The organism is Microbacterium galbinum, assembly GCF_023091225.1.
Taxonomy (GTDB): domain Bacteria; phylum Actinomycetota; class Actinomycetes; order Actinomycetales; family Microbacteriaceae; genus Microbacterium; species Microbacterium galbinum.
The window spans coordinates 1,957,659-1,983,112 of the sequence record NZ_JAHWXM010000001.1 but is presented as its reverse complement, the minus strand read 5'-3'; the positions used below and the strand labels follow the sequence as shown (position 1 = coordinate 1,983,112).

Below are 25,454 nucleotides of genomic sequence, written 5' to 3'. Positions count from 1 at the left end.
CTGAGCGAGGAGAGCGGCGACGAGACGACGGGCCCGGACACGGAAGAGGGGGCCGCGGGTGAGAATCCGCGGCCCCCTCTTCGTTCACTCAGACCTGCGCGTTGCGGCGGCGGATCATCAGGCCCGCGCCGGCGAGCAGGGCCAGGATGCCGAGCATCCAGAGCAGCGAAGCTCCGCCGCCCGTCGCGGGCAGCGTGCCGTCACCGGCATCCGTCCCGTCTCCGGGGGCGACGACCCCGCCGCCACCCGGCGTGCCGGGGGCACCCGTGCCGGGGTCGGTCGGATCGGCAGGCGGCACCACCGTGACCGCGCTCTGCGCGACCGCCGTCGTGCCGTAGTCGTCGGTCACCGTGTAGACGAGCGCGTACGCGCCCGCCGACGGCCCGACCATGCGCGCCGCGCTGGCCGCCTGCACCAGCTCGACCTCGATCCGGTCGGTCAGATCGACACCGTTCGCGTCCTTCGCCGAGACCCCGGCGAGCTCGTCGAACTCCTCGCCCTCGACGACGGTGCGGGTCGGCGGGACACCGCCGAACGTCGGCTCGACCGCGGTCACGGTCACCGCCCGCTCGACGACCGTCTCGTTGCCGGCCAGGTCGGCCACCCGGTAGGTGAGCGTGTAGACACCGGGCTTGGTGGTGTCGACCGTGCCCTCGACCGTGATCGCCGAGGTGACGTCGCCGTCGATCTCGTCGGTCGCCGAGACTCCGGCGAGCGGCTCGAACGGCTGTCCCTGCGCCACCTCGGACTCGGCGGGAAGGCCCGCGAACTCCGGACCCTTCTCGTCGTTCGCCGTGCGGGTGAGCGTCACCTCGTCGATCACCTTGCGATCCATCGTCTGGTAGGTAGTGAGGGTGATCGCCTCGGGCGTCACGTCGACGTCGGTGTATTGCGGCTGGTTCGACTGGTCCTTGATGGCCGCCTCGGGAGACGACGCGTCGAGACCGTAGAACTTGCTGCCGCTCGAGGAGTTGCCGGTCACGTACAGCACCTGCCCCTCCTCGGCCGCGAGCGTCACACCCGACTTCTCCTGCGCCTCCAGGTCTCCGGCCGGCGTCGTGCCGTCCATGAGGTAGCTGCGCGTGTAGATGTGGTCGTGACCGGCGAGCACCAGGTCGATGCCCAGTTCGCTGAACACCGGTGCGAGGGCCGCACGGCGCTCCTTCACGTCCTGCTCCACGGAGTGGAACGCGGCCGAGTACAGCGAATGGTGCATGACGACGACGATCCAGTTGGCGTCGGCGCCCTGCTCCTCGACGACCTCGCGCAGGAAGGCCGCGTGGTCCTCCTCGTTGGTGCTGCGCGCGTTGGTGTTGATGTTGAGGTAGAGCACGCCGTTGTAGGTGTACCAGTAGTCGCCTCCGGCTCGCCCGTCGATGCCCTCGTACCCGTGGGTCTCGGAGCGGTTCGGGGTGAAGAAGTGCGAGTTGAACTGGTCGGACTGGTTGTCGTGGTTTCCGATCGTCGCCTGGAAGGGCACCTGCTTGAGCAGCTCGGGGGCGATCAGCGAGGCGTACTCGTCTTCGGAACGGTGCGTCTCGATCTGGTCACCACCGCTCACGATCATCGAGGCATCCTTCTCGAACTGGTCGATCTGACCGAGCGATGCGGCCCAGCGGTCGCGGTCGTTCTGCCAGCTGCCCGACGCACCGATCTGCGCGTCCGTCAGGTAGACGAAGCTGTATGTCTCGTCGAACGTGCCGGTCCACAGCTCGTACGAGCGCGACCATCCCATCTCGTCGTTGCCGACCCGGTACAGGTACGAGGTCTCCTCGGCCAGTCCGTCGATGACGACCTGGTTCGAGTAGCGCCCGTCGCGGGCCTGCGCAGTGGTGGCGTCGAGCGTGCGCGCCTCGGCGACCGGGAATCCGGCGCCGGTGCGTGCGGATGCCGGTGCCACCTGCACCTGCGCCGCGATCCGACGGTCGGTGTAGAACGTCAGGTTGCGCTGCGTCTCGTCGGATCCCACGTGAAGGAGCACGTCGGAGATCGCGGCGGGAGCGCCCTGGGCGGCGATGGTGAGCGAGGTCAGCTGCATGAACACGTCGGAGCTCGTCGCGTTGGTGTTGTGCACCTGCACCGCGATCGTGTTCGTGCCCGCCCGCAGAGCGGATGCCGGAACCGTGAACGCACCCGTCAGCGGCGCCGACCCGTTGTCACCGGCGTAGACCATGTTGCTCGGGCCGTTGCCGATGCGCGCATCCGCGAAGCCGCCGACGAGCTGCCCGTTGACGTACACGCGTGCCGCGTCGTCGTAGGCCAGTTCTCCGTTCAGCTGAGTGATCTGCGCGAGGTCGGCCTCGTCGATCTCGAACGTCGTGCGGAAGAAGAACGCCTCCGTATTGGTGGTGCCCGTCTTGTACTGGGTGACGAGGGTGCTCGGCGTGTAGCCGCCGCCCAGGTCGCCGATCACGCCGTTCTTCGCGCCGAAGCTGCCGGTGCCGGTCTTCCACGACGTGTCGTCGTAGTCGGCGGCGGTCCAACCGGTGTGGGTCGCCAGGCCCGCGGCGGGGTCGTCGGTCGTGTCGTGGAAGCGCCAGACGGTGTCGGCGTTCGTGACCGCGGTGCCGTCGATGTCGATCGGCGCCTGCACGGTCGGCTCGGTCGGCTCCTGCGCATCGGGGCGCGTCGGCAGCGTCGGCTCACCCGGTTCGGTCGCATCGAGCGGGCGCAGTGCGACGTCGAAGACGTGCATGATGCCCTTCGACACGTCGTTCGGCAGGGTGACGCTCTTGACCGTCTTCTTCGTGTCGAGCGGAACGACCGCCGTCGCGAAGAGGGTCGGCTTGGCGGTGTCGGAGCCACCGGCGAGCGTGTTGCGCTTCGTGAGCGGCACCAGGCGGATGTTCCCGGGCTCGGCGCCCGTGTTCGTCCAGTCGGTGAGGCGCACGTCGACCTTCTTCGTCGAGCCGTCGGTGTAGGTCACCAGGGCGGTGCCGCGCGAGGGGCCGTTGGTCGCGAGACCGAGGAAGGAGATCCCGGATGCCGCGACGTCGCCGAAGTCGAGGACCTGGCCGTTCGGGATCCAGTGGTCGACCTCGCCGGCCACCGTGTCGGGCCAGGTGAACTCGACACCGGTGTCACCGAGGGGGAGCTTCGCCCCACCGGTGACGCCCGCCGCTGCGAGGTCTTCACGCGAGAGGCCGATGCCGCCGGCATCCAGCCCTCCCATGTTGACGGCGCCGTCGGAGGTGATGCCGATCGAGTTGCGGTTGTCGCTGCCGTCGCGGAACGACGGGGGCACGTCGCCCTCGCCGGTGCCCCACGTCGAGGCCGTCGCGCCCATCGTGAAGTCGAGGGTTCCGCCCGAGCGGGCGAAGTCGGCGGGCAGCCACGACGCGGTCTGCGCCTGACCGTTCACCGACAGGCCCGTCGTGTAGCGACGGTCGTCGCCGGCGCCGGGAGCGTCGATCGAGATGGTGCGGTCGGAGCCGATCGAGGTGATCTCGATGTGCTCGAACATCGGCGCCGAGACCAGCAGGTCGGCGGTGCCCCAGATCGCGGGCATCAGCCCGATGTTGGCCCACACGTACCAGGCGCTGAACGAGCCGAGGTCGTCGTTGCCGGCCAGGCCGTCGGGAGCCGTGGTGAACAGCTCGTCGGCCGCGCGGTACAGCGTCTCTGTCGTCTTGTGCGGAGCCTGCAGCCAGTTGTAGACCCACGGCAGGCCGAAGCTGGGCTGGTTGGCGATGTACGCGGCGTCGCTGAAGGCGCCGGCGTCGAGATCGCGCAGGATGCGGTCGAGCTGCTCGGTGGCCTCGTCCTTGCCGCCGCGCAGGTCGATGAGGTCGGCCATGTTGTGCGACACGTTGAAGCCGTACTGGTACCCGGTCGACTGCTCGAACTGCGCGCCCTGCGTGGTGAGCGAGGTGTTCAGGAAGCCGTTGCGGTTGCGGGCGTCGATGTGCCCGGTGGCCGTGTTGAAGATGTTCTTCCAGTTCTGCGAGCGGGTCGAGAACTGCTCGTACGCGGCCTCGTTGCCGAGGCGCTTCGCCATCTGCGCGATCGCGAAGTCGTTCGTCGTGTACTCGATGGTGCGCGAGGTCGCGGCGCCCTGCTTGTCTCCGTCGATCCATCCGTGGATGCCGTACATCACGGCATCCGATCGTCCGGTGTTCGTCATCGGCAGCGTCTGCGTAGCGAGCATGCTCTCGAGAGCCTTCGCGCGGTCGTAGTCGGTCGAGCCGAAGTCATCCGTCGCCGCGACGATGTTCTGCAGCGAGTCGCCGCTCATCTTCGTCTGGATCTGGTTGTAGGTCGGCCAGCTCGTCCACTTGCCCGACTGCGAGACCATGTCGACGATCGACTGGTTGATGTCGCTCGCGCGCTCCGGGTAGAGCAGGGCCACCAGCTGCGACTGGCCACGGTAGGTGTCCCAGCCCGAGAAGTTCACGTAGAAGTCGCGGCCCTCCTCGACGCTGTGGATCGTTCCGTCGTAACCCGTGTAGCGGCCGTCGACGTCCTGGAACGTGTTCGGGTGCAGCAGCGAGTGGTACAGCGAGGTGTAGAAGGTGATGCGGTCACGGTCGGTGCCGCCGGTCGCATCGATCGATCCGAGTCCCTCTTCCCAGGTCGCGCGCGCCTGAGCGCGGGTCCGGTCGAAGTCAAGCGCGTCGGTCTCGGCCTGCGCGTTCGCGCGGGCGCCGTCGACCGAGACGTAGCTCAGGCCGATCTTGGCCGTGACATCCGCGCCGTCCGCGAAGGTCAGGTAGGCGCCGGCGCCGTGCTTGGTAGCGGCGGATGCCTCGGTGCCGCCGGCCTGCACGCCCGCCGGTGTCCACGTGCCGAACGACTCGACCGGCTGGTCGAAGGTCGCCGAGAAGTAGGCGGTGTACTGCGAGCCGCCGTTGCAGACGATGTTGGCCTTGACCGAGCCGGTGAGCTCACCGGTCGCGGGGTCGAAGGCGATGTCGGAGGCGTGCACCTGGTTGTTCGATCCGCCGGCTTCGAAGAGCAGTGTCGAGGTCGTGGCCGTCTCGTCGAACGAGTAGCGGCTGACCGCGGTGCGGGTCGTGCTGGTGAGCTCGGCCTGCACGTTCTCGAGGCCGACGGAGTAGTAACCGGGCTCGGCGGTCTCGTCGTCGTGCGAGAAGTCGAGGAAGTACTCGCCGATCGCGTTCGCCGGGTTGGTCGGCAGGGCGCCGTCGGTCAGGGCTCCCGTGAAGGGAATGACCGGGAAGTCGAAGCCACCGAAGTTCGACCGGCATCCCGTGCCCGAGAGGCGGGTCATGCCGAAGCCACGGATCTGGTCGGCGTCGTGCTCGTAGCCGCCGAACTGCTGGCCGTTGCCGGTCTCGAACGTGGTGGGGCTGGACTGCACCATGCCGAACGGCACGGTCGCGCCGGGGAAGGTGTTGCCGTAATGGTCGTTGCCGCGACCGTTGTTCGCGTCGTTCATCTGGGTGCCGATGAACGGGTCGACAGCCTCGAACGGCGTGAGCGTCGAGACCTCTTCGGCATAGGCGGCGGGCGTCACGAGGACGGACGACGCCGTGAGGGCGGTGATGATTCCGGCGGCGAGGGCCGCGCGGCGTCTTCTCATGTGTCGGCCGGGGGATGCCGAACGCATGGGGGGCATGCGATTACCTCCATGTGGTGGGTGGATGCGCTGCCCGCATTCTGACAACGCTGTCAGGAACACTATGGAGGTTTGTGGACGCGATGTCCAACAACAGGTGAACGAAAGATGTCGGCGGGCGGGGCGGGGCCCTTCGACAGGCTCAGGGACCCAGCAGCTGGTAGCTGGGTCCCTGAGCCTCAGAGGCTGGGTTGCTGAGCCTGTCGAAGCAGCCCGCCCCGCGGCATCCGCTTACTGGGCGGTGTAACCGCCGTCGACGAGGTGGTAGCTGCCGGTGACGAAGCTCGCTGCGTCGCTGGCGAGGAAGGCGATGAGGTTCGCGACCTCGTCGGCCTGGCCGAGGCGGCCGATCGGGTGCTTGCTCACGAGGTACGCCTTCGCCTCTTCGCCCATGGTCGCCAGCAGCGGGGTGTCGATGAAGCCGGGGCCGACCGAGTTCACGCGCACGCCCTGCGCTGAGTACTCGAGAGCGGCCGACTTCGTCATACCGACGACCGCGTGCTTCGCGGCGACGTAGGCGGGGGAGTTGGCGAAGCCGACGCTGCCGAGGATCGACGCGACGTTGACGACCGAACCGCCGCCGTTGGCGAGGATCGCGGGCAGCTGCGCCTTCATGTTGCGGAAGACGGCGTTGAGGTTGATCGAGATGACCTTGTCCCACGCCTCGTCGGTGTACTCGGCGGTGGGGGCGGATGCTCCGCCGATACCCGCGTTGTTCACGCCGATGCGCAGCGGGGCGAGGGAGTTCGCGAGCTCGACCGAGGAGGCGATCCAGGCCGGGTCGGTCGCATCGCCGACGGATGCCTCGGCGACGCCGCCCGCGGCACGGATCTCTTCGACGACCGCGTTCGCGTGCTCGGCGTTCAGGTCGTTGACGACGACCGCGGCGCCGTTCTTCGCGAGGAGGAGGGCGGTGGCCTTGCCGATTCCGCTGCCTGCTCCCGTGACGATCGCCGAGCGGTCCGAAACGTCGTACTGAGCCATGGGTGGGCTTCTTCCCGGGCGGGCACTGCTTCCGGGAGATCTTCTCGGACGGTCCGTCCTTCTCTCCAGCCTACGCCTGTTCCGAGTGGGTGGATTCGCGTGAATGGAGTTTTCGGGTGGTGTTCGGCATCCGTTCGGGAGGAGTTCTCACGGATGGGAGGAGGAAATTCCCGCATCCGTCCTCCCCACGCGGAGATCTCCTCCCGAACGGGCGCGGGGCGGGCGCTCGCTCCGAGGGGTTAGGCGACCCGGGCTCACTGACCGAGGAGCCCGAGCAGATGGCGGGCCTGGGCTTCCGTCGAGCCCGACGGGTTGCGGGAGAATCCTCCGTTCCCCGGAAGGAGCATCGCGAGCCAGAACGCGGCCCAGAGGGGCCGGTACGCGTGGAACCGATCCTTACCCTCGTCCGAGATCCCCACAGCGGCCAGCAGAGTTCCCGCGTCGAAGACACCCGTGAGGCGACCCGCGATGTGCTCGACGTGATCCGCCAGGTCATAGGCCGGATCCGTGAGCCCGCCGTCCTCGAAATCCACGAGGCGGCAGGTGCGCCCGTCCCAGAGGATGTTCGCGGGATTGAGGTCTGCGATCCCGAGGCTCACGATCTCGGGGGCGGGGAGCGCATCAGACGACGAGAGCCAGGCCGCCGCGGCGTCGATGCCCGCGCGTACCAGAGCCGGATCGTGACATGCCGAAAGGTCCTCGGGGGCGCGGAGCCATCCGCGAAGAGCGGGGCGGAGCGTGGATGGGCCGAGGCGGCGCTCGCCGATTCCGGATGCCATGACCCGGTCGAGGGGGATGCCGTGCAGCCGCCGCAGGGTCTGTCCGAGAGACGCGGTCTGCGCGGGAGTCAGAGGTGCGCCCCCGAGAGCGTCACCGGGAAGCCGCGACATGACGACCACGGGGTGGCCACCCACCGTCTCGCGCCTCAGCGGCCGGGGCGCGATGCCCGGTGCGTGCGCCTCGATCGCCTGGAGACAGGCCCACTCCCGGTCGGCTTCCCCCTCCGACCAGGTGAGGAACCTCTTCTGCACCTCACCCCCGGTGAACGTCAGGTCGTGCGTGTGGGACTGCATGCCGGACAGCATACGTGCGCGACGACGGTCCGTCGTGGGACGTCGCTCCTGTCGGGTGGCGCACGCCGCGGAGGCGCCTCGTCTCGCTTCGCGCGCTCGGGAAGCGATGAAGAGCGGTCAGCGGATGCGGGCGATCTGCAGCTGGATGCGTGCGGTGTCGGGGGTGTGCGCGAGGAGAGTGTCGGCGACGCGGCGCGCGGTGGCGACGCTGCTGTCGTCGGTCGAGGTGGCGATGCGCGTCGAGACGACCGAGGTGCCATCGGGTTCGGTCGAGACGAGGATGTCGGCCACCGGCCCGTCGGAATCCTTCGCGGATGCCGCCGCGACGACCTCCGGCAGGCGGGCGAGCAGCGGCCGCGCCGTGAAGATGTTCGTGACGCCGGGAACGGTGCGCACGTGGCGGGCGAGGTCGACGGGTTCGTCGGGCGTGGTGGTGCTCATGACACATCCTTGATGTCGGTGTGGATGTCTTCGACGGAGATGTTGACGGCGACGACGTTCAGGTCGGTGTGCTTCGCGAGGGCGGCGTAGGCGACCTCGCGAAGCTCGTCTGTCAGGTGCTGGATCGACGTGCCGAAGCGGACGGATGCCGTCAGGTTGATCTCGACGGGAGCGCCGAGCGTCTCGGCGTCGCCGACGATCTCGGTGCGGCTGATGAAGACGCCGTCGATCGCGTCTCCGCTGTCACGCAGGAGCGCGCGCACTGCCCCCTCGGTGACCGTGATCTGCACACGCGGATCGGGGTGGCTGATGGGCAGGCTGCGGCCGGCGCGCAGTTCCTCCTGGATGGAGGTGAAGATGCGCTCGAACCAGGACTCGGGAGGCGCGGGCAGCTCGGCGGCATCCGCATCGATGAGGTCGCGCGACAGGCGACCCACGCGTTCGAGCGCCTCGAGCGCGTTGAGGCAGTCCGGGCAGCTCTCGATGTGCGGGTCGCGCGGCGTGCGGTCGCGGTCGAGATAGTCCGAGAGCTGATCGATGGTCGTGCCGCAGTCGAGCGCGTCATCGTGATCGTGCGCGGTCATCGCCAGCCTCCCATCTGGATCGTGATGCTCGAACGGGCACGGGAGAGGAGTCCTCTGACCGTGCTGGGTGAGGTTTCCATTTCCTCTGCAATCTCGGTGTAGCTGAGCTCTGCGACCTGGCGCAGCAGCCAGCACCGTCGTTGATCTTCGGGCAGCGTATCGAGGGCCTTCGACAGGGCCGCGAGCTGGGCGTTGCGGATCGCGATCTGCTCGGGTTGGGTGCTCTCGGTATGAGGGGCATCGTAGCCGGTGAGCGTGGCATCCGTGGGGCGTCTGCGGATGAAGGCGAAGGCCTCGCGGCTGGCGATGCGCATGAGCCAGGATTTCACGGCATCCGGATCCCGCAGGGAGTCGAGCTGGCGCCACGCCGTGACGAGGGCGTTCTGCACGACGTCGTCGGCCTCGCTCAGAGAGCCGACGATGCGCGACACGTACGCCCGCATCGAACCCGCATACCGCCGCACGATCTCGCGGAAGGCGGAGGAGTCGCCGTCGACGGAGCGATGCACCAGGACGCGATCCGAGACGACCGTCAGATCGCCGCTGCGCGGACCTGTCGAGCGGGCCATCGGACCTCCACCAGAACTTTCTGAAACTTTTTTGTGACGGATCGCGTGATCCGCGCCTCTTACTTGTGAGCGACGTTATCGCTCCCGATCCGGATCCCCCAGGGGTTGTGGTCGGCCGTCGAAAGAGATAGGACACGTCATGGCAACGCAGGATCAGAAGAACACGTCGACCAGCCCCGCCGAGAAGGAGCTGCCCGACACCACCGGCACCCCGACGCCGGCCGCCGTCGCTCCCCGCGTGGACCGTTCCGCCGGGTTCTCGACCTCTCGCATTCCCGCGGATGTCGACGCCGCCGGTACGACCACGATCGCCGAGGGCGTGGTGGCCAAGGTCGCCGGTATCGCCGCTCGTGAGGTGCCCGGTGTGTACGCACTGGGTGGCGGCGGAGCACGCGCATTCGGCGCGATCCGCGACGTGATCAACGCCACCGACCTCGCACAGGGCGTGAAGGTCGAGGTCGGGGAGACCCAGGCCGCGGCCGACCTCACCATCGTCGTCGAGTACCCCGCACCCATCCAGACCGTCGCGAACAACGTCCGCGCCGCCGTCGCCGGGGCGATCACCCGTCTCGTCGGCCTCGAGGTCGTCGAGGTCAACGTCGAGGTCAACGACGTGCACGTGCCCGGTGACGACAACACCCACGAGAACGAGGAGTCGCGCGTCTCATGAGCCCCACCGCCACCGGCGCCCTGATCGGCGCACTTCTCGCCCTCGCCGCCCTGCTCTTCGGCTTCTGGGGATTCCTCCTCATGGCCGTCTTCGCAGGGGTCGGAGCGATCGTCGGACGCATCGCCTCCGGCAAGCTCGACGTCCGCGGTCTCGCCGACGTCATCACGGGGCGGCGAACCTCCTGATGCGCGTCGACCAGAACGTCATCGCCGGTGGCCGCCCCGCGGGGCAGGCCACCGGCGGGGAGTCCGTCCCGGGCCGCGTCGAGGTGAAGGAACGCGTCTATCGCACGGTCGCGGAACAGGCATCCGCATCGGTGATCGGCGTCTCCCGCAGTGACGTGAAGGCCGACGTCGTCGCGCGAGGCGCAGGGTTCGCCCTGCGCATCTCGTCACCGCTTCCCGTGCCCGATCTCGACGACACCGCCGCGATCGCCCAGACCACCCCGGTGCTCGACCGGGCCCGCGAGCTGCAGGAGCACCTGCAGCGGGAGCTGACCGGCCTCTTCGGCCACGAGGTCACCCGCGTCGCCCTCACCATCACCGGCGCCATCATTCCCGAAAGGAGACGAGTGCGATGAGCACCCCCGCACTTCGCCGCGTCATCCGACGCGAGACCCACTCGCCGCGCACCGTCGCGATGTTCGTCGCGGTCGTCCTCCTCATCCTCGCCCTCGCCTATGTCGCCCTCGAGATCGTGTTGAGCCTCGCCGCTCAGCCCGCGCTCCTCGTCGGCCCGGCGGCGGCCGCGGGCTGGCTGGTCGGCCTGCCGACGCAGCCCGCCGGTCTCGTCATCGCCGGCAGCGTCGTGCTCGCGCTCATCGGCCTGGTGTTCGTCATCCTGGCGATCACCCCGGGGCGACTGTCGAAGCACACCCTCGATGCGGGCGACCGCGCGGTCGTCGTCGACAACGGCGTGATCGCGAGCGCCCTCGCCCAGCATCTCTCCGAGGAGACCGGGATCGCGCGCGACGCCATCACCGTCGGCGTCGGCCACCGCAGCATCGACGTGACCGTGCGCCCCGGCGCCGGAGTGCCCCTCGAGCAGAGCGAGGTTCTCGCCCTTGCCGAGTCCGAGCTGCAGACGTATCGGCTGACCCGCAGCATCCGCACCCGCGTTCGCATCGAGCGCGCGACCGAGAAGGACGCCGACCTGTGAACGCCACCAACCGTGCGCTGAACCGCACCCTGCTGCTCCTCATCGGCCTGATCTTCCTGGCCCTCGGTGCCGTCGGCATCGCCCTCCTGAGCTGGCCGACCGCGGCCGACGTCTGGACGGATGCCGGCAAGAACGCCGAGACCTGGCTCGATCAGGCGGGCGCCGCGACCGCGATCGCCGGCGGGGCCGCCTCGTGGATCGGTGTCGGAGCCGTCGTCGCGATCGTCGTCGTGATCGCGCTGCTGATCCTCGCCCTCACGAGCGTCTCGGGCCGTCGGTCGAAGACGGCACTGCGCTCCTCCGGCGCGCAGAACCCGCTCGGACGCGTCACCGTCACGGAGTCGTTCGTGTCGGATGCCGTCAAGAAGTCGCTCGCAGGCCGCGACGAGATCCTCTCGGCGAGCGTGACCGCCAACGACGTGCGCCACGAGCCGGTGCTGCACGTGGCGGTCACCCCGCGGCAGAACACGGATCCGCGCGAGCTGGTCGATCACCTCGATCGGCTGCTGACCAACCTCGCCACGCTCACCGGCCGCGAGACCGCCGCCTACGTGTCGATCCACACCAGCCTGCGCGCGCGGCTCGCCCACGATCAGAGGCGGTTGTCGTGACGGCATCCGCCCGCTGACCGGGCTGCACAGACTCGCCGTCGGTCACGCACCGGCCGACGGGAGGACGGCGGGGGCAGGACCCCGCCGCCAGAACCACCATCACGAAGGGAAACATCATGGGACTCGACGACAAGATCAAGAACGCCGCAGAGGACATCGCCGGTAAGGCGAAGGAGGCCGCGGGCAAGGTGACCGGCAACGAGAAGCTCGAGGCCGAGGGCAAGGCCGATCAGGCCAAGGCCGACGTGAAGAAGGCCGGCGAGAACGTCAAGGACGCGTTCAAGGGCTGACATGATTCCCAGCCGCGCGCTGGGTGAGACCTGCTGGGGACAGTGGGAGGGGGCGGGGCCATTCGACGGCCCCGCCCCTGTTTTCGTGCCTGCGGTTCCGGCGGTGAGCGCACCGAAGACTGTTGCAGATCGAGAATGCTAGCTAAGCTAGAGATCATGGAAAAGCACGAGAGGCTGCGGTGGGTCGGCCTGGTCTTCATCAGCATCGCGGTGTCGCTGATCATCGTCGACTCGACGATCGTGAACGTCGCGATCCCGGCGATCGTCGACGACCTCGGCATCACCTCCACCGAGGTGCAGTGGGTGCAGGAGTCCTACACCCTCGTCTTCGCCGCCCTGCTGCTGGTGTTCGGCAGTCTCGCCGACCGGTTCGGGCGACGGCGGATGCTGCTCATCGGCGTCGTGGTCTTCGCGGGGTCGTCGGTGCTGGCGTCGCTCGCCTCGGACGGCGGTGCGCTGATCCTCGCCCGACTCGCCCAGGGGGTCGGTGGGGCGATGATCCTGCCGACCACGCTGTCGATCATCAACGCCACCTTCCGCGGCCGTGAACGCGGGATCGCCTTCGCGGTGTGGGGGTCGACCATCGGAGGCATGGCCGCCGTCGGGCCGCTGCTCGGCGGATGGCTGACGACCGCGTTCTCGTGGCGGTGGGCCTTCGGCATCAACATCCCGCTCGGCGTGCTGATCATCATCGGCGTCGCGCTCACCGTCGCCGAGACGCGCAGCGATCGTGCCGAGCGCATCGACGGGGTGGGGGCCCTGCTCTCGGTCGTCACGATGGGCAGCCTCGTCTTCGGTCTGATCGAGGGGCGCACCTACGGTTGGTGGGGCGTCGAGCAGCGGCCCGAGATCGGCGACTGGACCTGGCCCTTCGACATCTCGCCCATCCCGTTCGCGTTCGCGCTGGCGCTGGTCGGGCTCGTCGCCTTCATCGCCTGGGGCGTTCATCGTGAGCGCGCCGGTCGCTCGACCCTCCTCGCCCTGCGGCTCTTCTCGATCACGTCGTTCCGCAACGGCAACATCGCCGCCGCGGTCGTCTCGCTCGGCGAGTTCGGGATCATCCTCGCCCTGCCGCTGTGGCTGCAGTTCGTGCTCGGCTTCGACGCGCTGCAGACGGGTCTTCTGCTGCTCTCGCTCGCCGGCGGTTCGTTCCTTGCGAGCGGCATCGCGGGGGCGACGAGCGGTCGGATCGCGCCGGTATGGATCGTTCGCATCGGACTCCTCGCCGAGATCGTCGGTGTCGCCGGCGTCGGCCTCGCGATCGGTCCGGATGCCTCGTGGGTTCCGCTCATCCCTCTCCTGTTCGTCTACGGGGTCGGTGTCGGGCTCGCGACCGCCCAGCTCACCGGCGTCGTTCTGGCCGATGTGCCGGTGGCTGACAGCGGCGCCGCCTCCGGCACGCAGTCGACCTCGAGACAGCTCGGGGCGGCGCTCGGAGTGGCGATCCTCGGAACCGTGCTCTTCACCAGCACGGCCGGCATCCTCGCCGCTTCGCTCGACGACCAGGGCGTGCCGACGGCTCAGCGCGATCAGGTGGTCTCGTCGGTGGTCGACAGCGCGGGCGCGGCGATCAGCGGACTGGCGGCGAACCCCGAAACGGCGGACGCCGCGGATGCCGCGCGCGAGGCATTCTCGGACGGCACGCGCTACGCGGCGTGGACCGCCGCGGGCTTCCTCGCCCTCGGCCTCCTCGCGACGGTGTCGCTCGGGGGTGCGGCGGCGCAGTCATCCCGGCGCGATGGAGAGAGCTGAGCCTCTCGGTTTAGTCGCATTGCGTTTGGGAGGAGATCACACGGAAGGGAGGATGGATTCCGAGAATTCGTCCTCCCATCACGGAGATCTCCTCCCGAACGGGCCCGGAGTGGAAGGCGCTCGAGTCTGCGCGAGTCGCGGAGTTCGCACGCCCCGTGCGCGAGACGGCCACCCAGGTCGAGCTGGTCTCGTACTCGAACGGCGTGGAACACACCGAGGTGATCCCGCTCGGGCGCTGAGGACGGGTCCGGGGGCGGGAGCCTACCCTTCGGTTTAGTTCTGTTTAGTGCCTGGGCGACATCGGCAATGTCTTTTTCGCGCGATTATTCGCTCCTTCTGTGTGCGAAGAGCACACTCTTGACGCACGCTTACAAAACCGGTTTACTTGGGTCGAGCGATCCTCCGCGATCGCCCCACCACAGCAGGTAGCCGACCCGAGGCGACCGAACGAAGGAGTTTCTCGCAATGAAGCGTTATGCAGGTGTTCTCGCCCTCGCCGCCCTCGCGCTGCCCCTCGCGGCATGCGGCTCGTCCGGCGGCGACGCAGCCCCCGACGGCGGGGAGCTGACCTCCGGCCCGATCTCGATCTGGTACTCGACGAACGAGCAGGAGATCGAGTGGGCCGAAGCCGTGGTCGAGGCGTGGAACGCCGACCACCCCGACGAGCAGGTCACCGCAGCGGCCATTCCGTCGGGCAAGTCGTCGGAAGACGCGATCGGTGCCGCCATCACCGCCGGCAACACCCCGTGCCTCGTCTACAACACGGCGCCGGCCGCGGTTCCCGCCTTCCAGAAGCAGGGCGGTCTGGTCAACATCTCGAAGACGTTCGACGACGGCGAGTCCTTCATCACCGAGCGATCCGGCGACGCGGCCGACGGCTTCCGCTCACCCGACGGCGACCTGTACCAGGTGCCGTGGAAGGCCAACCCCTTCATGCTCTACTACAACAAGGACGTCTTCGCCGCGGCCGGACTCGACCCCGAGAACCCCGAGCTCGCGACCTACGACGACGTGCTCGCCGCCTCCGCGGCCGTGAAGGAGAGCGGCGCCGCCGACTACTCGCTGTACCCGCCGGCATCCGGCGACTACACGAACTCGCTCTTCGACTTCTACCCGTTCTTCCTCGCGAACTCGGGAGGCACCCAGCTCGTGAGCGACGGCGCCGCCGCGTTCACGAGCGAGGAGGGCCTCGAGACGCTCGAGTTCTGGAAGACCATGTACGCCGAGGGGTACTCCTCGGCCGAGGCCTACAGCGGTGACGCCTGGGCCGGTCCCTTCGCCGACGGAGTGTCGGCCATGGGCATCGCCGGCCCCTGGGGCGCCGGAGCGTTCGACGGCAAGGTCGAGTACGGCGTCGTGCCGCTGCCGACCGCCGCGGGCACGGCCGCCGCAGACACCTACACCTTCGGCGACTCGAAGAACGTCGGCCTCTACACGTCCTGCGAGAACAAGCAGACCGCGTGGGACTTCGTGAAGTTCTCGATGGATGCCGAGAACGACCTGGCCCTCCTCGAGACCACGGGGCAGTTCCCGACCCGCACCGATGTCGATGCGATCGCCGCCGACTACCTCGCGACGAACCCCGTGCTGGCGACCTTCGCCGCCTCGGTGCCCCTCACGGTCGACGTGCCGAACGTCGCGGACGCCACCGAGATGTGGCAGACGTTCCGCGACGCCTGGGGTCAGGCCGTGCAGGCGGGAGAGGGCGACCTCGAAGAGACCTTCTCAACCGCCGCGGACAAGATCGATGCCCTGATCGCCCAGGGCTGATCGATCTCGACCGGCTCCCCAGCCGGTCACCACCCCGGGGTGCGCGTGTCATGGCGCGCACCCCGGGACTCTTCGCTCCGCCGTCGTGCCGGAGCCCCGCCGCCGCACCCGCAACGGTGCCCGGCAACGCAGAAACCCGGCAAAGGAGCCCCGCCATGAAGCGCATCGTCGCGTTCATCGCCTTCACCCTCGCTCTCGTCCTCGGATCGTCCGCGCTCGCGGCTCCGGCATCCGCCGCCCCGGAGGACGACGTCGCGACCGTCATCGATCGCCTCGAGGAGTACTACCTCGGGCAGGGCGACGAGATCATCATCGCCAACGGCATCTACCTCGCCCGCACGTCGGAGGCGCTCGACTACGTCGCGTCGCAGAACGCCGACGGCTCGTGGTCCGACGTGAACTACGCCGATCGCACCAGCTCGGCGAACGGCAGCGTGTGGTCGGCGTACACCGCGCTCTACCGGATGCTCGCGATGACGCAGGCGTACAAGGACCCGAACGCCGAGGGCTTCGGCGACCCCCGCCTCGTCGACGCGGTCGGTCGGGCGCTGCTGCACTGGGATCGCGTGAACCCGGGCAACACCAACTGGTGGGAGACCGAGATCGGCGAGTCGATCGCGATGGGGCGCATCTCGATGTTCCTCGGCTCGGCGCTGAGCCCCGAAGCGTTCGACGTCGCGCTGAAGCACAACACCGGCAAGCTCGACCCGGTCGGCGCGAACGGCGCATGGCGCACCTCGAACTACATCTTCGAGGCGCTGTCGACCCGCGACATCGCGAAGGTCAAGGAGGGGTTCGCGACCATCGTCGCCACGATCGCGGTCGATCACTCCGGCACCGTGCAGGAGGCCGTGCAACCCGACGGCAGCTTCTGGGCGCACGGCGCGCAGCTCTACAGCGAGGGCTACGGCATGGTGCTCTTCACCTACGCCGCACTGTGGTCGGATGTCGCCCGCGGCACCGGTCTCGCCTTCACGCGCGACCAGCTCGACTCGATCGCGTTCTACTTCATCAGCGGTACGCGCTGGCTGATCCGCGGCGAGATCGGCATGCTCTACCTCAACTACCGTCCGCCGAAGACGGTGAACGACATCACCAGCCACGCCTCCGAGTTCATCGAACCGCTGCAGCGGATGGCGCGCACCGACGCCCTGTACGCCACCTGGTACCAGGCCGTGCTCGATGGCGTGCTCGGCAAGACCGAGACGAACGGCGTCACCGGCAACAAGTACTTCTGGCGCTCCGAGTTCTCCTCGCACCTGCGCGACGGATACGGCATCTTCACGCGCCTCAACTCGTCGCGCACCTTCGGCGCCGAGCTGCGCACCTCGTACCGCGACGAAATCGGCAACCCCGTGTACTGGAACGCGATGGGTTCGACGGCGATCCAGGTGAACAACCGCGAGTACCTCGATCTCGGACCCGCCTTCGACTGGTGGCACTACCCCGGGGTGACCGCTCCGAACGTCAAGCGCACCGAGCGCGGCTTCGAGAACCGCGGCCGCAACGGCGACGGCGGAAGCTTCACCGGCGGCACCTCGAACGGCGAGTTCGGAGCGAGCGTGCTCACCCTCGACACCGCGGGGACCACGGCGCAGAAGAGCTACTTCTCGTTCGACGAGGGCATGGTGGCGCTCGGCGCCGGCATCGCGTCGACCAGCGACGCGGCCGTGCACACGACCATCAACCAGGCAGCCGCGAAGCCGAACGCGAGCGTGGGCGGACGGCCCGTGGCCGCCGGCACCGACCAGCAGGGCGTCGGATCGGCCACGTGGGCGTACAACGACGAGGTCGGGTACGTGTTCGCCGCGGGCCAGGACGTGAAGGTCTCGAACAAGACGCAGTCCGGCAGCTGGGAGGGCGAGGAGGCGATCAGTCGAGATGCGTTCTCGCTGTACGTCGACCACGGCGCGAAGCCCGCGGCCGGCACCTACGACTACACGGTCCTGCCCGCCGCCACCCCCGCGGAGGTCGAGGCGTACGCGGCGAAGCCCACGATCCGCACCCTGCGCAACGACACCGCGGTGCAGGCCGTGCGCAGCAGCGACGCGGGAATCACGATGGCCACCTTCTTCGCACCGGGATCCCTCGACCTCGGCGACGGCCGCACCCTGACGGTCGACCAGCCGTCGATCGTGCTGCTCGACGAGCGGGGTGAGACCCCGGTCGTGAGCCTCTCGAACCCCGACCGTGCCGGCCTGTCGGTGGGTGTCACCCTGGCCGGGGGCGGGGCCGAGAAGCACGCGGTGTTCCGACTCGGTTCGGGCGAGAACCTCGGTAAGACGGTGACCGCGCCGCTCGTCGACGGGACCCTCCCGACGTCTTCGCCGTTCGCCGCCAGCAGCACCGCCGACGGCTCGTCCGTCGACGCCCTGGGCGATCGGGACGCCGCGTCGGTGTGGCGCTCGGCCGCCGGGGGGACGCAGTGGGCCGCGGCCGCGCTGCCCCGTGGATCGTGGGTGACGAAGGTCACGATCGACTGGGCGGATGCTCACGCCACCGACTACGTGGTGCAGACCTCGCCGAACGGCGTCGACTGGACCGACCGCGCGAACATCTCCGGCGGCGACGGCGGCCTCGACGAGGTGCCGATCACCCCCACCGCTGCCGAGCACGTCCGTGTGCTCCTCCTCGGCGGAGAGGGTGCGGGCTACGGCATCCGGGAGCTCACCGTGGCGTCGAGCGTGAATCTCGCTATCGACAGTGCCACCCGGGCGTCCGGCTACGCCGGATACAACCTCGTGTTCTCCCTCGCGGACGGCGACCCCGACACGCGCTGGCGGGGCAACAACGCCGACAGCGCCTGGGCGCAGATCGACCTCGGATCCTCGAAGCCGGTCTCCACGGTGCGTTTGTCGTGGGAGGCGGCGTTCGCCAAGACCTACAAGATCCAGCTCTCCGACGACGGAAGGTCGTGGCGTGACGCGTACACGACTCCGTCGGGCGGCAGCGACGGGGGGATCGACGTCATCACGCTCGACGGGCAGACCGCGCGCTACGTGCGTATGCAGACGCTCACCCGAGCGCTCAACTATGGACCCTCGCTCTGGGAGTTCGAGGTGTTCTCCGACCGCCTGGTCGTCGAGGCCCCGGCCGTGCCCGCCGCCAACGCGAACCTCGCCCTGGGCCGACCGACCACCGTCGACAGCGTGCACCAGAACAACGCCACCATCACCGGGCCCAAGGCCACCGACGGCTCGAAGTCGACCAAGTGGTCGTCGGCGCGCGCGGTCGCCGAGCACTGGCTCCAGGTCGATCTCGGGAGTGTGCGCTCGGTCTCGCGCGGCGTGGTGGCGTGGGAGGCCGGTACGTCGAACGACTACCGGATCGAGGGTTCGATCGACGGTGCGACGTGGATGCCGTTGGCCCGCGTCCAGACGGCGCAGCCCACGCTCACCCACACGCACGACTTCGCGCCCGCCGAGGTGCGGTACGTGCGGCTCGCGGGTCTCCCCTCGACGCAGTACGGACTCAACATCTGGGAGTTCGAGCTCTACGGCGGATACACCTTCGAGTGCACGGGGCCGGTGACGGCGCCACGCGACTCGACGGCGGTCGTCGCCGCCACCGTGTCACCCGTGACCCCCGACGACGTCTTCACCGCGATCTCGATGGACGAGTCCGTCGTCACCGTCGCGGGAGACGCGCGGGTGTCGCCCGACGGGCGGGTCGAGGTCGACCTCCAGGCCCGCGAACCCGGACGCACGACGGTCGGCATCCGTCATCAGGGCGGCACGGAGATCGCGTGGTGCGGGGTGACGGTCGACGCCGACACCTCGTGGCTGCAGGCGCAGATCGATGCGGCGAACGCCCTCGACAGCACCGCCTACACCCCCGAGAGCTGGGCGCCGCTGCTCCCGGCGCTCGAGGCGGCGAAGCAGGTGCGCGGCATGCCCGGCGCTCCCCAGGAGGATGCGGATGCCGCGGCCGCTGCTCTCGAGGCGGCGCTCGCCGGCCTCGTGCGGCTCGACGCCGTATCGAGCGCTCCGCGCGATGTCGTGGCGACGGCCTCACGGGATGTCGTGACCGTGCAGTGGTCGGCTCCCGAGCGTCTCGGCGGATCGCCCGTCACCGCCTACGAGGTCACGGTGGGCGATCACGTGGTGCAGGTGGAGGACGGTGCGCTGACGGCATCCATCGGCGACCTCGTCCCCGGCGACTACAGCGTCACCGTGCGCGCGCAGAACAACGGTGGGTGGTCGGAGCCCTCGGCGCCGGTGACCGTCACGGTCGATCCCGATGTCGTGGCGCCCGTGGTGACGGTCGAGGGATCACCGAAGGTCGGCGGCCGCATCGACGTGACGGGCAGCGGCTTCGAGCCGGGCGTCGAGTACGTCATCCAGCTGCGATCGACCCCCGCCGACCTCGGTGTCGTCATCGCGGACGACGACGGGGCGATCGCGTTCCGCGGCGTCGTGCCCGAGGACACCGATCCCGGCGAGCACACGATCGTCGTGATGCAGGCGGATGCCGACATCGCCTCGACTCCGGTGCTGATCCTCGCCGCCGACGAGCCGGGCGTCCCCGGTGGACCGGGCACCCCCGGCACCCCCGGCGGCGGCACTCCCGGAGGGGGAACTCCCGGCGGAGGAGCCGACGGCCCCGGTGGCCTGCCGGCGACGGGCGGCGACCTGACGTGGTTGCCCTGGACGCTCGCCATCGCGTTGCTGTTGCTCGGATCGGGCGCCGTCGCTGTGCGGTTGCGGAGAGGCGCCACGACCGATTGAGTGCGAGTGCGAAGGGGTCGTCCCACTCGGGGCGGCCCCCTTCGTCGTGCCCTAGCGTGCGCGTGGCGGGTGCTTCGACAGGCTCAGCAACCCAGTGAGGGAGCCTGTCGAAGGGTCCCGGGTAGGCGTGAGGGTACTCTGGGTCTCTGAGCCTGTCGAAGGGTCCCGGACGAGGAGCCCGGGCGGGGGGACACGACGAAGGCCGCCTCCCGAGGGAGGCGGCCTTCGAGGTCCGGGGCTCAGAGATGCGTGAGCTCGGCCACGCCGATCGACGAGTCGGCCATGCCGTAGAACACGAACGTGCGCTCGCCGATCTTCTCGACCGCGGTCGGGAAGACGACGTTCGCGAGCGTGCCCTGCGTCTCCTCGGCGGTCTCGGGAGCGAGCAGCGGCTCGGGCGAGCGCGCGAGGATCCGCCGCGGGTCGTCGGCGTCGAGCAGGATCGCACCGGCGGAGTACACCGACCCGTGCGCCAGCTCGAAGCCCTTCGGGGTTGCGCCGGAGACGCCGTGGTGCAGCAGCAGCCACCCCTCCGGCACGCGCAGCGGCGAGGGGCCGGCGCCGATCTTCGCACTCTCGTACGCCATCTCGGGCGCGGCGATCATGGCCGAGCCGTGCACGCGGGTGAGGGCGGAGGCATCCGCTCGTGCCGCCTCAACGTCGACGTAGCCGATCCAGATCGACGGACGATCGTCGTCGATCCCGGCCGGCGGGCGCGCACCCTCACCGGGGCGCAGCCATTCGAGGTCCCACATCGGGCGATGCAGCAGGGCGATGCTCGGGCGGCCGTCGGGGCCGGGGACGAGTTCGGGGAAGAACACGATGTCCTTATTGGCGAACAGGTTGAGATCGCTCGCGAGCTCGGGCTGGTACGCGAACTGGATCGGTCCGAGCCGTTCCCACGAGACGGTGTCGCGTGAGACCGCGAGAGCGGGCCGCGGGCCGAGCGGGCCGTAGGCGATGTAGGTCATCACGTGCAGGCCGAGGGGCTCGAGGAAGGTGATGCGGGGGTCCTCGACCCCGCCGTTCTGGCGGCCGTGCTCCCACTGCTCATCGGGGGCGAGCACGACGCCGAGGCGCTCGACGCCGACCGGCACGCCGTCCTCGACGATCACCCTCGCGCGCGCGATGCGCGAGACGTTGCCCGCGGCCACGACGCGCGGGAAGAGGTAGAGCTCGCCGTCGGGGCCCCAGGCCGTGCCGGGGTTGAGCACCCCCTCGGCCTCGAGCGGGTCGTCGTCGCTCGCCGTCATGATCGTGCCGAGACGGGTCAGTGCGTAGGGGATCCGCGTCGTGAGGTCGGCGGCGGGTGGGGAGGATGGAGTCATGGCGATGCCTTCGGGGTCTTTCGGTGTCGAGTGCTCAGCCCTTGATGGCCGAGCCGAGGTTCGCGGACGTGAAGTGCCGCTGGAACAGGAGGAAGAGCACGACCACCGGCACGGCGAGCACGCAGGCGCCGGCGAGCACGGCGCCCATCGGGTTCTCGAGGAACGAGCCGTTCGTCTGCGAGAAGTTCGCCAGGCTCACGGCCAGGGTCTGCTTCGTCGCGTCCTTCGTGACGAGGAACGGCCACAGGAACTCGTTCCAGGGCCCGATGAAGGTCACGAGCATCGCGGTGAGCACGGCGGGGCGCACGAGCGGCACGGCGATGAAGAGCAGGATGCGCACTTCGCTCGCGCCGTCGATGCGCGCGGCGTCGAACACGTCGCGGGGGATCTGCAGGAAGTACTGGCGGAAGATGAGCACGGCGACCGAGTTGATCGCGAAGGGCAGGATCATGCCGATGAAGTTGTCGGCGAGACCGAAGTAGCGCACGACCATGACGTACAGCGGGATCATGAGCAGCTGGAACGGGATCGCCTGCACGAGCAGCACGAGGGCGAAGACCATCCCTCGACCGCGGAACGAGAGAACCGCGAGCGCGTAGCCGACGAGCAGGCCGAACACGAGGGTGCAGCCCACCACACCGGCGGTGAAGATCAGGGAGTTCAGCATTGAGCCGAGCAGGTTCACCGACTGGTTGATCGCGACGAAGTTGTCGAAGGTGAGGTTCTGCGGAAGCGGCAGCAGACCGAACAGACTGGTGTCGCGCGTGCGCTGGAGGGCGCCGATGATCATGTAGTAGAACGGCACGAGCGCCGCGAGCGCCCCGATGAGCAGCAGCACGAAGCGCAGCACACCGAGCACCCGTCCGCTGCGCGCGGGGCGGGCGGCCTTGTCGGGAGCGGTGCGGGTCGTCGACGTGGTCATCGGTTCTTGCCTTCCGTGATGCGGCGCGAGACGAGCGAGACGATCATCACGGCGATGACGAGGATCATGCCGATCGCGGCGGCGATGTCGGGCTTCCCCTGTTGGATGCCCTGCTGGTACATCAGCAGCGCGGGGGTCATCGAGGCGTTGTTGGGTCCTCCGCCGGTGAGCAGGTACGGCTCGGTGAAGATCTGCCCGGTGGTGATGATCGACAGCAGCACGACGAGCGAGGTGACCGGGCGCACGGCGGGAAGCGTCACCGAGCGGAACCGTTGCCAGCGTCCGGCGCCGTCGAGCTGGGCAGCCTCGTGAAGTTCCTTGGGCACGTTCTGGAGCGCGGCGAGGTACAGCAGGATGTAGAACCCGAGGTTCTTCCAGGTGACGTACACGGCGATGAGCGGCATGATCAGCGCCGGGTTGGCGAGCCACGACGGGTCGGGGGCGAGCGAGCCGAGCAGGGAGTTCACGACGCCGTTGCCGTTGAACAGGAAGATCCAGACGGCCAGCGTCGCGACGGATGCCGTCACGTAGGGCACGTAGTACGAGATGCGGAAGAAGCCCTTCCAGTGCACGACGGCGTCGAGCCCGGAGGAGAGCAGCAGACCGAGCACGACGGTGAGCGGCACGTTGATGACGAGGAAGATCAGCAGGTTGCCGAACGCCTGCCGCACGATCGGGTCGGCCAGCACGGTCGCGAAGTTCTCGAAGCCGACGAACGGATGCTCGACCGCGACGCCCGGGGCGGTGAAGTAGAAGTCGTGCACCGACATCCAGATCCCGAATCCGAACGGGATGAGGAAGACGACGATGACGAAGAGGATGTACGGAGAGCTCAGCAGGAGTCCGAGGGGGTTGTCGCCGAGCCATCGGTGCAGCGCGCCGCCGCGACGACGCGGCGGGTCGGCCTTCGATCTCTGCGCTGGTGCGGCACTGCCCATGGCGATTGTTCCTCACTGATACGACCGTTCCGTCGTCGCATCCGGCTGTGGTCCGGTGGTGCGCGACGGTGACAACTCCTTTAGTAAACCGGTTTTGCTGTGCGAGGTCAACCTGCCGGACTTCCGGTGGAAGACGGCGCTAAATCTCGCTAAACGGTCGGTTACACTACAACCATGAACGCGACTCCCCCCGACGGCGTCGGCGCCGATCGGCCCGCCTCGCCCGTGCTGCAGCGCAAGATCACCATCGGCGACGTCGCGGCCAGGGCCGGCGTCTCGAAGAGCGCCGTGTCCTTCGTCTTCAACGGCCGCTCCGGCGTGGGTGAAGAGGCGCGCGAGCGCATCCTCGAAGCCGCTCGCGCGCTCGAATGGCGTCCGGATGCCCGGGCGCGCGCTCTCTCGCGCAGCCGGGCCCAGGCGCTGGGCCTCGTGATCCGTCGCGCCCCCGAGCTGCTGAGCACCGACCCGTTCTTCCCGCAGTTCGTCGCGGGGGTCGAGAGCTTCCTCTCGACCGTCGGCTACGCCCTCGTGCTGCAGGTCGTCGACGGCGAAGAGGCCGAACGCGAGGCCTACTCGCGTTTCGCCCACGAAGCCCGGGTCGACGGCGTCTTCCTCACCGACCTCCGCGTCGAGGACGAGCGTCCGGCCGAGCTCGCCGGACTCGGGATGCCCTGCGTGCTGCTCGGTTCGGGAACCGGCGAGGGCACGGCCCCCATCGGGCTCGACGACGCCGCCGGCATCCGTCGTGCCGTCCGCCACCTGCACGCCCTGGGTCATGAGCGCATCGCGCACGTCTCGGGTTCCGATCGCTACGTGCACTCGCGCGTGCGTCGCGAGGCCTGGGCCTCCGAGCTCGCCCAGCTGGGGCTGCGCCCCGGCACCGTCGTCGAGGCCGACTTCACCGGTGCGGCCGGCGCGCGCGCGACGCACGAACTGCTCGACGACCCCGAACCGCCGACCGCCATCATCTACGCGAACGACATCATGGCGATCGCCGGCATCTCCGCCGCGATCGATCGGGGCGTCCGCGTGCCCCACGATCTCTCGATCATCGGCTTCGACGACATCCCGCTCGCGCCTTACATCATCCCGCCGCTGACGACCGTGCGACAGGACGTCTTCCAGTGGGGCAACGCCTGCGCGCGCGCCCTCGTCTCGATCGTCGAGGGGAACGAGCCGGGAGCGATCGAGCTGCCTCCGGTGGAGTTCATCGTGCGGGGCAGCACGGGACCCGTGCGGGGGCAGGGCGAGGCGATCATCGAGGCGGCGGGATGACCGCGCCCGCCCCGCGCCTCGTGGCCTTCGATCTCGACGACACCTTGGCGCCGTCCAAGAGCGCGATCGACCCCCGGATGGGGGCGCTCCTGGTGGCGCTCGCCGAGCGCGTGACCGTCGCCATCATCTCCGGCGGGCGTCTGGAGCAGTTCACGGCGCAGGTCGTCGACAGGCTGCCCGCCGCCGGCCCGGAGACGCTGGCGAACTTCCACCTGCTCCCGGCCTGCGGCACCCAGTACTACCGCATCCGTGCGCACGGGATCGAGACCGTCTACGCGCTCGACCTCGCTGCGGGGCGTCGCGCCGCAGCGACCGCCGTGTTCGAAGAAGAGGCGCGCCGGCTCGGTCTGTGGGAGGAGACGACCTGGGGCGACGTCATCGAGGACCGCGGCTCGCAGATCACCTTCTCGGCGCTGGGGCAGCAGGCTCCGCTCGATGCCAAGGCGGCCTGGGATCCGACGGGCGAGAAGCGCAACGCGCTCAGCGCCGCCGTCGCCGCTCGATTGCCGGATCTCGAAGTGCGCTCGGGAGGGTCGACGTCGATCGACGTCACCGAGCGGGGCATCGACAAGGCGTACGGCATACGACGACTGGTCGAGCAGACCGGCATCCCCCTCGATGACATGCTGTTCGTCGGCGACCGGCTCGATCCCGCCGGGAACGACTACCCCGTGCTCGCGATGGGAGTCGAATGCCATGCGGTCACCGGCTGGGAATCGACGGCGGAGTTCCTGGAGGGTCTCCTCCCTCGGTTGTGAGGCGGGGCCGACACCCGTTCGGGAGG

Annotated in this window: 20 protein-coding genes; 11 read left to right on the top strand and 9 right to left on the bottom strand. The window is 69.1% G+C overall.

Annotated elements, in window-relative coordinates:
• Positions 1 to 88 precede the first annotated feature (88 nt).
• The 6 genes from KZC52_RS09465 to KZC52_RS09440 form a co-directional block, all read right to left on the bottom strand.
• Entirely contained in the window at positions 89 to 5,578 is a 5,490-nt protein-coding gene (locus KZC52_RS09465) for a GH92 family glycosyl hydrolase (protein WP_247623795.1), read from the bottom strand.
• Positions 5,579 to 5,809: 231 nt separating this feature from the next.
• Positions 5,810 to 6,562 (bottom strand): SDR family NAD(P)-dependent oxidoreductase, encoded by a 753-nt coding sequence (locus KZC52_RS09460; protein WP_247623794.1) that lies wholly within the window; start codon positions 6,560 to 6,562, stop codon positions 5,810 to 5,812.
• A 254-nt stretch (positions 6,563 to 6,816) separates the two neighbouring features.
• Positions 6,817 to 7,635 (bottom strand): aminoglycoside phosphotransferase family protein, encoded by an 819-nt coding sequence (locus KZC52_RS09455; RefSeq protein WP_247623793.1) that lies wholly within the window; start codon positions 7,633 to 7,635, stop codon positions 6,817 to 6,819.
• Positions 7,636 to 7,752: 117 nt separating this feature from the next.
• Positions 7,753 to 8,076 carry a hypothetical protein gene (locus tag KZC52_RS09450; protein WP_247623792.1) on the bottom strand — a complete coding sequence of 108 codons (324 nt, stop codon included), beginning with the start codon at positions 8,074 to 8,076 and terminating at the stop codon, positions 7,753 to 7,755.
• Positions 8,073 to 8,660, bottom strand: coding sequence for an Asp23/Gls24 family envelope stress response protein (locus tag KZC52_RS09445; protein WP_247623791.1), 588 nt, complete (start codon positions 8,658 to 8,660; stop codon positions 8,073 to 8,075). Before KZC52_RS09445 ends, KZC52_RS09450 begins: the two co-directional genes overlap by 4 nt.
• A complete protein-coding gene (locus tag KZC52_RS09440) occupies positions 8,657 to 9,229 on the bottom strand; it encodes an RNA polymerase sigma factor (protein WP_247623790.1) in 573 nt (190 codons plus the stop codon). The genes KZC52_RS09445 and KZC52_RS09440 overlap by 4 nt, the downstream gene beginning before the upstream one ends.
• A gap of 139 nt (positions 9,230 to 9,368) precedes the next feature.
• On the opposite strand from KZC52_RS09440, the gene KZC52_RS09435 reads away from it, so the two are divergent.
• From KZC52_RS09435 to KZC52_RS09395, 9 genes are all read left to right on the top strand, one after another.
• Positions 9,369 to 9,899 carry an Asp23/Gls24 family envelope stress response protein gene (locus KZC52_RS09435; protein WP_247623789.1) on the top strand — a complete coding sequence of 177 codons (531 nt, stop codon included), beginning with the start codon at positions 9,369 to 9,371 and terminating at the stop codon, positions 9,897 to 9,899.
• Positions 9,896 to 10,084 carry a DUF2273 domain-containing protein gene (locus tag KZC52_RS09430; RefSeq protein WP_247623788.1) on the top strand — a complete coding sequence of 63 codons (189 nt, stop codon included), beginning with the start codon at positions 9,896 to 9,898 and terminating at the stop codon, positions 10,082 to 10,084. The genes KZC52_RS09435 and KZC52_RS09430 overlap by 4 nt, the downstream gene beginning before the upstream one ends.
• A complete protein-coding gene (locus tag KZC52_RS09425; protein WP_247623787.1) occupies positions 10,084 to 10,479 on the top strand; it encodes a hypothetical protein in 396 nt (131 codons plus the stop codon). Before KZC52_RS09430 ends, KZC52_RS09425 begins: the two co-directional genes overlap by 1 nt.
• A complete protein-coding gene (locus KZC52_RS09420; RefSeq protein WP_247623786.1) occupies positions 10,476 to 11,057 on the top strand; it encodes an Asp23/Gls24 family envelope stress response protein in 582 nt (193 codons plus the stop codon). Before KZC52_RS09425 ends, KZC52_RS09420 begins: the two co-directional genes overlap by 4 nt.
• Entirely contained in the window at positions 11,054 to 11,668 is a 615-nt protein-coding gene (locus KZC52_RS09415) for a hypothetical protein (protein ID WP_247623785.1), read from the top strand. The genes KZC52_RS09420 and KZC52_RS09415 overlap by 4 nt, the downstream gene beginning before the upstream one ends.
• A 116-nt stretch (positions 11,669 to 11,784) precedes the next feature.
• Complete coding sequence (locus KZC52_RS09410) at positions 11,785 to 11,958, top strand: CsbD family protein (RefSeq protein WP_247623784.1); 174 nt, start codon at positions 11,785 to 11,787, stop codon at positions 11,956 to 11,958.
• Between the two features lie 156 nt (positions 11,959 to 12,114).
• Positions 12,115 to 13,710 (top strand): DHA2 family efflux MFS transporter permease subunit, encoded by a 1,596-nt coding sequence (locus tag KZC52_RS09405; protein ID WP_247623783.1) that lies wholly within the window; start codon positions 12,115 to 12,117, stop codon positions 13,708 to 13,710.
• Positions 13,711 to 14,175: 465 nt separating this feature from the next.
• Positions 14,176 to 15,480, top strand: coding sequence for an ABC transporter substrate-binding protein (locus KZC52_RS09400; protein ID WP_247623782.1), 1,305 nt, complete (start codon positions 14,176 to 14,178; stop codon positions 15,478 to 15,480).
• Positions 15,481 to 15,635: 155 nt separating this feature from the next.
• Positions 15,636 to 20,207, top strand: coding sequence for a galactose-binding domain-containing protein (locus KZC52_RS09395; RefSeq protein ID WP_247623781.1), 4,572 nt, complete (start codon positions 15,636 to 15,638; stop codon positions 20,205 to 20,207).
• 239 nt (positions 20,208 to 20,446) lie between these two features.
• On the opposite strand, the gene KZC52_RS09390 is transcribed toward KZC52_RS09395, so the two are convergent.
• The 3 genes from KZC52_RS09390 to KZC52_RS09380 are packed head-to-tail and all read right to left on the bottom strand — an operon-like array spanning position 20,447 to position 23,395.
• The gene (locus KZC52_RS09390) at positions 20,447 to 21,535 is read right to left on the bottom strand and encodes a glycoside hydrolase family 130 protein (RefSeq protein ID WP_247623780.1); all 1,089 of its coding nucleotides are present in this window, start codon (positions 21,533 to 21,535) and stop codon (positions 20,447 to 20,449) included.
• A 34-nt stretch (positions 21,536 to 21,569) separates the two neighbouring features.
• Positions 21,570 to 22,457: a carbohydrate ABC transporter permease gene (locus KZC52_RS09385; RefSeq protein WP_247623779.1), complete on the bottom strand. Its 888-nt coding sequence runs from the start codon at positions 22,455 to 22,457 to the stop codon at positions 21,570 to 21,572.
• On the bottom strand, positions 22,454 to 23,395 hold the full coding sequence (locus KZC52_RS09380; protein WP_247623778.1) for a carbohydrate ABC transporter permease: 942 nt from the start codon (positions 23,393 to 23,395) through the stop codon (positions 22,454 to 22,456). Before KZC52_RS09380 ends, KZC52_RS09385 begins: the two co-directional genes overlap by 4 nt.
• Positions 23,396 to 23,569: 174 nt before the next feature.
• On the opposite strand from KZC52_RS09380, the gene KZC52_RS09375 reads away from it, so the two are divergent.
• Both KZC52_RS09375 and KZC52_RS09370 read left to right on the top strand, forming a co-directional pair.
• Positions 23,570 to 24,670 (top strand): LacI family DNA-binding transcriptional regulator, encoded by a 1,101-nt coding sequence (locus KZC52_RS09375; RefSeq protein ID WP_247623777.1) that lies wholly within the window; start codon positions 23,570 to 23,572, stop codon positions 24,668 to 24,670.
• Positions 24,667 to 25,428, top strand: a complete 762-nt coding sequence (locus KZC52_RS09370) for an HAD-IIB family hydrolase (protein ID WP_247623776.1) — start codon at positions 24,667 to 24,669, stop codon at positions 25,426 to 25,428. Before KZC52_RS09375 ends, KZC52_RS09370 begins: the two co-directional genes overlap by 4 nt.
• Positions 25,429 to 25,454: the final 26 nt, after the last annotated feature.